Source organism: Bradyrhizobium genosp. SA-3 (genome assembly GCF_004212635.1).
Taxonomy (GTDB): Bacteria; Pseudomonadota; Alphaproteobacteria; order Rhizobiales; family Xanthobacteraceae; genus Bradyrhizobium.
The window spans coordinates 20,014-30,144 of the sequence record NZ_PSRT01000106.1 but is presented as its reverse complement, the minus strand read 5'-3'; the positions used below and the strand labels follow the sequence as shown (position 1 = coordinate 30,144).

Here is a 10,131-nt window from a genome sequence, read left to right as displayed (position 1 = left end):
CCGCGCCCGAGGCCGGGCTCGCCTATCCCAAGGAGCCGCCCCGCAAGCGCAGCAAGGCGCACCTGTTGTTTGTCCGGGCGCAGCCCTGCCTGGTGTGCCAGCAAACCCCGTGCGATGCCCATCATCTGAGATTCGCCCAACCCCGGGCGCTCGGCCGCAAGGTCAGTGATGAGTTCGCCGTCCCGTTGTGCCGCGCGCATCACGAGGAGCTGCATCGGCACGGCAACGAGCGCGCTTGGTGGACCAACCTGCAGATCGCGCCGTTGCCGGTCGCGCAGGACTTGTGGGCAGCGAGCCCGGTCCACGGTCCGGCAGAAGCCGCCGTCAGCACCGCGCCCCGTCCCGCCAACCTGGGTTCGGAGGCCCAACCCCGATGAACCGCCTGTTCCAAACGGCGGGCGAACTGACCGGCACGGCGCTGCCGGTCGAGTTTGAGGCGTTGGCGCCGCCGCCGCTGCTGCTGCCCGGGGAACACCTCGACCACTACCAGGCACTACGGCAGGCGATCTTCGCAGACCTTGCGCCCCGATCCGCCATCGAGTGGCTGCTCGCCATTGACGTTGCCGAACTGTCCTGGGAGATTCAACGCTACCGCCTCTTGCGGCACAAATTGCTCGAGACCTATCGCCAAAAGGCGATTGAGGCGGCCCTCCGCCGCATCGACATGGCCGGGATCGATCCCGACCTCGAAGAGCAGGCCGAGTACTATACGCTGCAAAACGCGCTGAGCTGGCGGATTGATCCCACCGCGGCGAGCGAGATCGAGGCGCGCCTCGCAGCCTATGGCTTCGATGCGCACGCCATCACCACCGAAGTCTACGTGCAGGCGCGCGAGGTCCTGGTCCTGTTCGAGGGCCTGCTGAATGCCGCACAAACCAAACGCATGCTGCTGCTTCGCGAGCTCAGGAATCAGCGCCTCGTCTTTGGACCGATGCGCCGGCCGCGCTGACAGATCCATCGAGCCGTTGCGCCGAGCTGCGTTGCGCCCGCGCAACATTCGGCTGTCAGATGCAATGAGAGTCGTAAACCGAACGGACACGTTCCGCCAAAAACTGACATCCTGCCCAACGACAGCGCGGTGAACCCGGCGGTCGTTTGGGTTGCGACCGCCGGGCCTTAGTTGCATCTTGATCGCCGAGCAACTTACCACTTTCGTTATATATCCGTCGGCTGAAAAACGCGCGCATATTGTCACTGTGATTCGCTGGCCATTGTTTTCACATCGGAGGATGTTCATGCGAGCAATATCCCGCGATGATTTCCGAAACCTGTTCGCGCTCTATGCCTGCGCGGATCGACACAATAAGCAGCACGATCGTGCATCTCGGCTGCGGAAGCAACTTACGTCAACCACTACCGGTGATCTCCTCGATCAGTTCTCAGAGCGCATTGAGGCACCTGGACCGGAAATTATCGGCCGCGTGCTCACTCCCTGCGCTCGCGCCATGGCGGACAATGCTGCAAATCACGACCATGCCAGCGCGTTTCTCCACGCCTTGCTCAAAGAGTTGGATCAAAGACAGCCCTAGGCTTCGTGGACCGGCCTGCTCTAGCCTGCGATTTCACTGATACGCTACCGCGCAGGCCGGGTCGCATGATGCGCGGACGCTTTCGCTATGCTAACCGCCGCCGCAGCAATCCGTCTCCGCTTTGGGCATGGCGCTGCAGTTTTCCGCTCTGCCCCGCGCCACCCGGGCACGAAGGCTTTCCAATTCGGAGCGCTGGTAGTGAGCCATTCTAGACGCGCATACAGCAGCGCGGCCGCGTCGACCGCTCGAGCTCGGTGTTCACGCCTGTTGCAGAAGCTCCCACTTCGACCGTTGAAAGCTTGAATCATGTCCACCGCGCAGCACCGAATGCGGTGGTCGCGCCCAGCCATCCGCAGCCGATGCGGGAGATCTTGACGACCAATGAAGAGCACGATGTCTGGACCATGCGCATTGGGGCGGCGGCGCAGCGACCATTGGCGGAGCCGTGCTCGCAGATCGGACAGGCCGGTCGCTTGGTCTGCTTTCCGCGTTATCCCCGTTTCCTCTGCGACGGCTTAAATTCCACGACCTCGTGCTGGTCGCTGGGATCCGCTGCCCTTTTTGTTTCACGATCTGCTCAAGCTCCAGAGCTTCTATGGCGAGTTCATCCGCCAAGCGCTTAAACAGCTCGCGCTTTTCTACGTCCGTTGCCAGCTGACTCATAAGGGCAAACTCTCTGGCGTCAGAGCGGAGCTTCTCTAATCGTCGCCTGAGGTCCTTCATGGCGTTGCGGCTCGGGTTCTAAACTATCCTCGGCGCGAACAATAAACGCCTTTGTTCGAACGGCGCGTGAGTTAACTACCGAAACAGGATATTGGTCCTTCTAAATTGCCAATTAGTCGCTATTCACCGTGCGATATCTAGCGACGGTCGGCGGTTGGACTAGATCAGAGTCTCCGGCCGCAGTTTCGGACGGCTCCGCCTGAGGGCTGGGGGCCGCGTTTCGCGAGGGGCCCTGTCTAGCTGCCGATCCATCCGGTTGCCCAGCTGGCCACGGGCCGCCCAGGCTGAGCCATCCCTGTCTGCCCCACGCCGGCTGATGCATTGGGACACGCGCGTCAAGGAGCATGAATGTCCGAAAGCGGACAGACCCGAGTTTTGCGACGGACTAGGCTCGCCAACGCGCTCGGGGCCTGACGGCCTCGGCGTCTTGGTAGGGTGGATGTCGCGGCCGTTTGTCGGGCTGCGCAAAGGCGGCTCCCTTTGAACGCGCTCTGGTGCCGGCTGCATCCTAGGTATGAGGTAAGTTCGGCAGATTCTAAATCAAACTATGGGTCGTTCCTCGTGCGTACTGTCCTTCTTACTTTGGGGTTATGGCTACTGATCAACCTTTTGTTTGTGGTGCTTGTCCTGCCCTCGCAAACGGCGATTGCCCCTCCGAGACCATCGGAGGGAACGCGTTCCCCCGTCCCGATCAATAAGATCGCTGGTGGATTGGGAGAGCATGAGCCATCACTGCGGCGCGTTGTTGTTTCTGTTGCGATCAGAGTTCTCTTCGCTCTCGTCCTTCCATTCGTTCAAGCCTGGGACGCAATTAGGGGGCGCTTCAGAGGGCATCATGACTAGGATGGCGGGGCCGCGCTGAAGACCTCAACAAACCCATGTTCACCGAACCGCGTTCGAGTACATCGTCGGGCCGCTCGCAATGTCATTTAGTAAATCGTTCCGGCAGAATGACGCGGCGAGTGATGGAAGAGGCATCATAAGCCGGTGGCGCGCGACATGCTGGTCCTGTTCGAGCGCCTGCTGAATGCCGCACACACCAAACGGATGCTGCTTCTTCGCGAGATCAGGAATCAGCGCCTCGTAAGTGGACCGATGCGCCGGCCACTCGCCGAATCGAACCGATCTCAAAACCGCTAACCGCTCACACCTGCTCCATCAGGCGGCGCAGCCACGCAAGCTCGGGCCGGATTCATCGAGAAGATCCCCTCAACTTCGCGACGCATGGTGCGGTGGCATTCGCACGCCGCTGCCGCGAGCTTTAATCGGTCGATCTCGATGTGCCCTCGTCGCTCAGAACGAATCGCTCCGGAGGCGCGCAGATTTCGCATCAGTAACGTTACTGTCGTTCGTCGCACACCGAGTATTTGCGACAGCGTCTCTTGGGTGAGCGGGAGCACATTGTCGTCCATGCGGTCTCGAATGTGGAGAAGCCAGCGCGCCATCCGTGCCTGCACGGGATGCAGCGCATTGCAGGCTCCGCCGCGTTGAAGCTGTACCAGCATCGCCCTGACGTGAGCCTGGATGGCGTGCCGGATCGCCGGGCTGCGGCTAAATGCGGCGTGAAATTGCAGTGCCGGGATTCGCGAGCCGATGCCTTCCGCACGGACGATTGCAGTAAGCGCCGAAGGTGCCGGTCCAAACGCGGAAAGAGTGCCTAATGCTCCTTCGCGCCCGACTATGGCGGTTGCAACCGTCTCGCCGTCCGCAAAGTCGACCATCAGCGAGACGGCACCACTGTGAGGGAATAAGACATAGTCGACTCGGTCACCCTGTCGCGAGATCACCGCGTCCTGAGTCAGCACGACCGTCTCTAGCGCGGGTGCCAACAGATCGAAGTCGGCTGGCGGCAGCGCTGCCAAAAGGCAATTACCAATTCCGCCGACGCCCATCACTTTGGGCGACCCGCCGCGAAGCATCCGCCTTCTTCATGTCGCGCCACGCGGAACGGGCGCCTTAGCACGGGATTAGGTCTGTCTTCGAAACGCCGATCATGGTCCGGTACGCTGACAAAGCGCTCTCACTCGTCAATAAAACATCTCCTGCAAGGCGGAATTTCCGTCCGCGTCGGTCGCGATTTTAGATGCAAGCCCGCTGCGGGGTATACAAGTGCAAAATCGGTATGGGTAACACCGTACGCTATGCCGCGAGTACGCATGAACTCCAGGAGGGTTCGTTCGAAACCGATGTGAAAGACGAAGCGAAAGCATGTGCGCTGGAACGCGTTGTTGAAGAACTGACAAAAGTTGTTTCTGAGTCATAAGGATCGTGCCAGTGACGCAAAAGCATCATCGCGGGCACGGGAATGGAAAGTAAGACGATCGCGTGACACACACACGTGAGATCGCGCCATCAAAACTCTTTTGGTAGGCGATACCGATCATAGCCGGTCTGCATCGTTGAGAATGGGACCAAGATTTAGGATGGCGTGCGCCGACCTCACCTCGGCTCACCTGAGCGCCTGAACTCGTTTGCTCTCAACACCTAGTCGGAACGCATGGCCCCGGAGCAACTGCTGCTATGGCTCGCCCGAAGAGCTTCCGTCGTCTGGACCTGTTGGAGATCCGCCGCCAATCGGTTCACGCGCGCAACCGGCATTCTGATGACCGCATCATCGTCAAGAGAATCAACGCCCTGCTGTGCCGCATGAGACGCGGGACTACGACGAAAATCAGCAAATCGGCAAAGCTATCGCCGCTGCGCTCCGCGACCTGAAAGCTGGTTTGCCCTAACTCAACTGCGCATCACTGCAAGCTGTCGGCCGAATTTCCCGCTCTCTTGCAGTCTGAAAGGAAGATGTCATCAGCACTTCCATTGCGGACCGTGCTTCCGTCAGCCGGCTTTCGAGGAACTGACGTTCAATCTCTTTGGAGCAGACGCAAATATCGATCAATGTTGTTTTGATGGGTGCGCAAACGAGCGAGTCTTTCGCTGATCATCGTCGATCTCCGAATGACATGGGTAAAAACGATCTCTTGAAAAACAATTCCTGAGCAAGACTTATTTAAAAGCGCCGGATTTAAAGCCGCCGACTATTTCAACGACTGAGAGAGAAAAGCAGATAGGTCGCAAGATTACGGGCAGCTCGAGCCTGGAGTGTTCGTGACGGAATAGTAACGAGTTTCAAGTGGCCGGCCGTATACGAGCAGCTTCAAATTGGCATTGCCAAACTTTGGGACCGCGATCCCCGCGGGCTCGGTGGTCGTCGCCGTCCGAACATGCCCTCTACTTCCGCCGAACACCGTGGGGGTGCTCCCAGTTGAAATAAAATGTGATAATTAAACTAAAGAAAAAGGGGGATATTCCAGAAAACGCCTTCTTTTCTTCCATTTATACGATCGTGAGCTCCGGGCGCGGGAAGAAGCAGTTACAATAAATGTTCATGCCGATCAGCGAAGCGCAGCTGATCCTCCAAGATTCCTTTCAGTCTTGGCCCGCGGAAACGAACGTATCTGCGCCAAGCTCATCGATGTTCCTCGAATGCCTCGATTTCGTAGTCCTTGAAGTCGATTGCAGCAGCGCTGGCAAATGAAAAAACCGCTTGCAACAATCAGCTTAGTCGCATGCCTTGGCGGACTCTCGGCAGTCGAGATCCCGAAGGTGCAAGCGAAACAGCAATGCAGCGCCGCGATGCCGTCGAACCCGCAGGGGCGTTGGTGGTCCTACCGCATCATTGACGGACGAAAATGCTGGTACGAAGGCAAGCCCATGCTTTCAAAGTCATCGTTGGAGTGGACCAAGGACGTTGTGCAACCGTTTTCAAACGAAAATACAGCCGCCACGCCAAGGAATGCATTGGATTCGCAAGCGTGGGCACCACCTGAACCCGTCACTTTTGAAGCACTATGGCGGGCAAGAGTTGGCCAGTATTACCGGTTTTAGGAGCACTCTGATCGGGCGGGGGCTTATCCAATGGCAGGTTCACATCCCGAAGGCGCCTGCAGTGAAGCGAGCGAAAGAAGACGTCTTCTGATCGGTCGCGGCTCACAGCAGCGCGGCTATTGCCGTTCATTATTCTTGTGAGGATCGAATGGCCGATCATCAACCAGCGCGGGGAACGGGACGTCCGTCCTTAAACGCGGAAGTGAAAATCGGAGGGCGTATCACGGTCATCGATGCAGCTGGCCCGCGCCTAGCGAGCAAGCGGGGTACCGTTGTTAGTTCAAGCAGCTATTGCGAGGCCGTACGCGTGATACTTGACGGTTCAAAATCACCGATCACTCTCCATAGGAAGTATCTCAAGTTGTCGACCGATCGCTAAGCTGCATAGGCGTGAAGCACATGGCGCAGCGCGACACCGAGCGCGTTGCTCACTGTGCGCTGTTCGGCGAGACGAATGGCTAGGGAGGGGAATACTCCTAAAGAGCCGCCGCATTTTCAGGAGCTGCTCTACTCCCGCAGAGTGACCTAGCAAGCTCGACGCTCTGAGTGAATCGTCTCGACATTTTGTTTAAATAGATTTACTTTGCTTGATTAATATTTAAACCAAGGGGGTTGTGATGGTTAAATTGATTGTCGCTGTCGCTTTCATAATGAGTGTAACGGCCGCTCAAGCGCAGCAAGGCACCGCACCCAAGGCCGCGCCAAACCAAGCAAAACTCGAAAAATGCAGGCAGCTTGCAAAAGAACGCGGCTTTGGTTCCGGAATGGAGAACGCCAAAGGCGGTAACAACATGCGGACTTTCGTCGTGGCCTGCATGCAAGGGAAGCAAAGCTAGGGGCTCTGATCTCGCTGTGTCCTGGAGTCAGCTCAATCCGCGAGCCTCCACCCATCTGCGAAACAGCGACGCTTCACATTTAGGCATCGATTGCCTCACGTTTGTCATGGCGTTTTCGCTTCTGCAGCGCAAGATAGAAACGCTCATACAACTGGCTGCAGGCCGAAGCGATGATCAGACAAGCTGCCCGCATGCTGGCTACGATGTATTGCGTTTGCACCCAGCCAGCCCATTCAAGTATCGATACCCTGGAGGTCGTGCCTCCCCTTTCGTTCGCGCTGTTCTGCATCCAGTATCCTGAAGAATGTCAGGAACAACCCGACCGGCGGATAACGAACTTCCAATCCCGGGGGCAGCGCTGGCGGGAGCTCAACCAAATCAACTCGATCGTCAATGTCGCTATTGTGCCAAAGAAACCGGTGGCCAGTCAGCTTGATCACGACTGGCAGATCTTTCCTTTTGATGGAAACTGCAGCGACTATGCCGTCACAAAACGCCATTTGCTGCTTCGCGCCGGCTGGCCAAGTTCATCGCTTCTTCTCGCGGAGGTGATCATCCGCGCAAGCGGAGAACATCATCTTGTCCTGCTTGCGCGAGAAGGAAGGAGTGTCTTCGTTCTCGACAATCTGAGCACGATCGTCATCGAACTGAACGAAGCCTTGGACAAGTACGTTCTTGTACGCACAGAGTCGGATCGGGCTCCCCGGCTCTGGGTGCGCACGCTTGCGGCGTCTTAGTGGCGAGGCTCGGCTCTCGATCTCAACGGCTGCGTTGGCGGGTTGCGCTCTCAGGCGCCGAAGATGTCTGGCCGCTTGGGGCCAAGCCCGACCCAAAGCCGTCCTCCTCGGGCCATTAACATTAGCAGGTAAACAGCCCAAGATTGCTGCGCGTTCGCTAGCGCCGAGCGACGCTTTTGGGTAAGAACATCTGCCACTTTAGACGAGATTTGCATGACCAAAAAACGAGCACTAATCACGGGCGTTACGGGGCAGGACGGCGCCTATCTCGCTGAATTGCTTCTTGCGAAAGGCTATGAAGTCCACGGCATCAAGCGGCGGACCTCGCTGTTCAACACCGATCGCATCGACCACCTCTATCTCGATCCGCACGAGCCCGACCCGCCGTTCCGGCTCCACTACGGCGACCTGACGGACTCCTCCAGCCTCATCAGGATTGTCGGCCAGGTGCAGCCAGACGAGATCTACAATCTCGCTGCCCAGAGCCATGTGGCCGTTTCATTTGAGGAACCCGAATACACGGCCAACTCCGACGGCCTCGGCACTCTGCGGATTCTCGAAGCTATGCGGATCGTCGGCTTGGAGAAGCAGGCGCGCTTCTACCAGGCCTCCACGTCCGAACTCTATGGGTTGGTCCAGGAGATCCCTCAGAAAGAAACCACGCCTTTCTATCCGCGCTCGCCGTACGCGGTTGCTAAACTTTATGCCTACTGGATTACAGTGAACTATCGCGAAGCCTATGGGATGTATGCTTGCAACGGCATCCTGTTCAATCACGAGTCTCCCGTCCGGGGCGAGACGTTCGTGACCCGCAAAATAACCAGGGCGCTAGCGCGAATCCATTTGGGATTGCAGGAACGCTTATACCTCGGAAACCTCGATGCGCTGCGCGACTGGGGCCATGCCCGCGACTATGTCGAAATGCAGTGGCTGATGCTGCAGCAGGAGACGCCGGACGATTTCGTCATCGCCACCGGCGTGCAGCACTCGGTGAGAGAATTCGTGGACGTGGCAGCCAGCGAAGTTGGAATGTGTATCCGCTGGGAAGGCACGGGAGTGGACGAAAAGGGATACGATGCCAAAACTGGGAAGTGCATTGTCTCTGTGGATCCACGGTATTTCCGCCCGACCGAAGTCGCCACCCTTCTAGGTGACCCCACCAAGGCAAAACAGAAGCTCGGCTGGGAGCCAAAAACTTCATTCGAGAGCCTGGTTGGGGAGATGATGAAGGAAGATGTTGAATCGGCGAAGCGGGACGAACTGATCAAGCAGCACGGCTTCCGCTACTTCGCGCGACACGAATAGCCTGTCGGTAGGTCGTCATCGCGATTGATGAGAAGCAAGTAAGCGCTCTCGCGGCGCTTACTGTTGGCTGCTCTTGGCCAAGCGACGTCATCGCGGTGTCATCCCTCTTTAGGGCAAGCGAACCGCATCTTCCACCGGCAGTGGGGAATGAGGCGTTAGAGACCGGACCGACGTCTCGCTGCTCTTGCCAAGACCCCAAGGTTTCCGAGGAGATGTCTTGCCGCTATCGCCGCACTCTTGCCTTCGGTGACTTCCTGGACCTTGTACTCAAAGTAGTCGGGCAAGACGCGATCCAGATCGAAGGGGCTGGTTAGCGACGAAAAACCTTCGGGACAACAATCGCCGCGACAAAAAACGAGAAGGTTCTGTCGATACCAAGGCCGAATTCGGCTGTCGGCATATATCTGCGGTCGGACGCAATCGAAGGCGCTGTAACCATGGCGGCTGAAACGTTCTGCCCAGTAGGATGGCCATTGCTCGTTCAGGTGGTTTCTACCGCCCTGCCCTTTGACTGCAGCAGAGAACAGTACGATTGGTGCAGCGGCCACGAGCGCGGAAACGAACTCATTCGCGCTACTCTCGGGCAAATGCTCGGCCACCTCTAACGAACACGCTAAATCGAATTTGCGGCCGATATCGGTGATGGATCGAAGGTCCATGGATCTGAACCTTTCCGACGGAATTCTGAGCTGATCACGAGGCACATAGTCGCCGTCAATTCCGAGATAATCGCTCACACCGTTCATAGCGAATTCGTGCAGCCAGGCGCCGACACCGCAGCCGACGTCAACGACCGAATTTACTTTGAAAAGTCGAAGCACCAGCGGGACGATCACCGACGCAGATTCGAACGACCCGCCCGACTGCTCCTTGAAGAACTGCGCACCGTAATGCTCAGCGACAGACTTCTCCATATCGACACCTCCGGACAACCAAGGCTGCGCCATGCCGGCGCATAACGTCAAGCCCGTCACTCATTGGAGTTCGCAGCAAAAATGTGACGTGTGCGATCGAGTTCCGCACTGCCACATTTGTGGTACGCGACCTCGGCTCGCGGATCGCATTCTCAACTTCGGGCGCTGCAATAACGCGGGCTCTATCGCGGCAATACGTTCGGGT

At 57.8% G+C, this 10,131-nt stretch carries 9 protein-coding genes and 1 pseudogene; 8 read left to right on the top strand and 2 right to left on the bottom strand.

Annotation, left to right across the window (positions count from 1 at the left end; translation table 11 throughout):
* The 3 genes and pseudogenes from CWO91_RS30240 to CWO91_RS30230 form a co-directional block, all read left to right on the top strand.
* Nucleotides 1–377, top strand: a pseudogene (locus CWO91_RS30240) (DUF968 domain-containing protein); the annotation flags it as partial.
* Entirely contained in the window at nt 374–949 is a 576-nt protein-coding gene (locus CWO91_RS30235; protein WP_130218836.1) for a hypothetical protein, read from the top strand. The pseudogene CWO91_RS30240 and the gene CWO91_RS30235, both read left to right, overlap by 4 nt.
* 286 nt (nt 950–1,235) lie before the next feature.
* Entirely contained in the window at nt 1,236–1,529 is a 294-nt protein-coding gene (locus tag CWO91_RS30230) for a hypothetical protein (protein WP_130218834.1), read from the top strand.
* A 1,859-nt stretch (nt 1,530–3,388) separates the two neighbouring features.
* Here the strand turns inward: CWO91_RS30230 and CWO91_RS30220 are convergent.
* Nucleotides 3,389–4,171 carry a Crp/Fnr family transcriptional regulator gene (locus CWO91_RS30220; RefSeq protein WP_245471429.1) on the bottom strand — a complete coding sequence of 261 codons (783 nt, stop codon included), beginning with the start codon at nt 4,169–4,171 and terminating at the stop codon, nt 3,389–3,391.
* Between the two features lie 601 nt (nt 4,172–4,772).
* On the opposite strand from CWO91_RS30220, the gene CWO91_RS30215 reads away from it, so the two are divergent.
* The 5 genes from CWO91_RS30215 (at nt 4,773) to gmd (ending at nt 9,012) form a co-directional block, all read left to right on the top strand.
* Entirely contained in the window at nt 4,773–4,967 is a 195-nt protein-coding gene (locus tag CWO91_RS30215; protein WP_130218832.1) for a hypothetical protein, read from the top strand.
* Nucleotides 4,968–5,780: 813 nt separating this feature from the next.
* Nucleotides 5,781–6,134: a hypothetical protein gene (locus tag CWO91_RS30205; protein WP_245471428.1), complete on the top strand. Its 354-nt coding sequence runs from the start codon at nt 5,781–5,783 to the stop codon at nt 6,132–6,134.
* Nucleotides 6,135–6,751: 617 nt separating this feature from the next.
* Nucleotides 6,752–6,970 carry a hypothetical protein gene (locus CWO91_RS30195; protein ID WP_130218828.1) on the top strand — a complete coding sequence of 73 codons (219 nt, stop codon included), beginning with the start codon at nt 6,752–6,754 and terminating at the stop codon, nt 6,968–6,970.
* A gap of 191 nt (nt 6,971–7,161) precedes the next feature.
* Entirely contained in the window at nt 7,162–7,707 is a 546-nt protein-coding gene (locus tag CWO91_RS30190) for a transglutaminase-like cysteine peptidase (protein WP_245471427.1), read from the top strand.
* A gap of 213 nt (nt 7,708–7,920) precedes the next feature.
* Nucleotides 7,921–9,012: a GDP-mannose 4,6-dehydratase gene (gene gmd, locus CWO91_RS30185; protein WP_130218824.1), complete on the top strand. Its 1,092-nt coding sequence runs from the start codon at nt 7,921–7,923 to the stop codon at nt 9,010–9,012.
* Nucleotides 9,013–9,167: 155 nt separating this feature from the next.
* Here the strand turns inward: gmd and CWO91_RS30180 are convergent, their stop codons facing one another.
* Complete coding sequence (locus CWO91_RS30180) at nt 9,168–9,926, bottom strand: class I SAM-dependent methyltransferase (protein WP_165405823.1); 759 nt, start codon at nt 9,924–9,926, stop codon at nt 9,168–9,170.
* Nucleotides 9,927–10,131 lie beyond the last annotated feature (205 nt).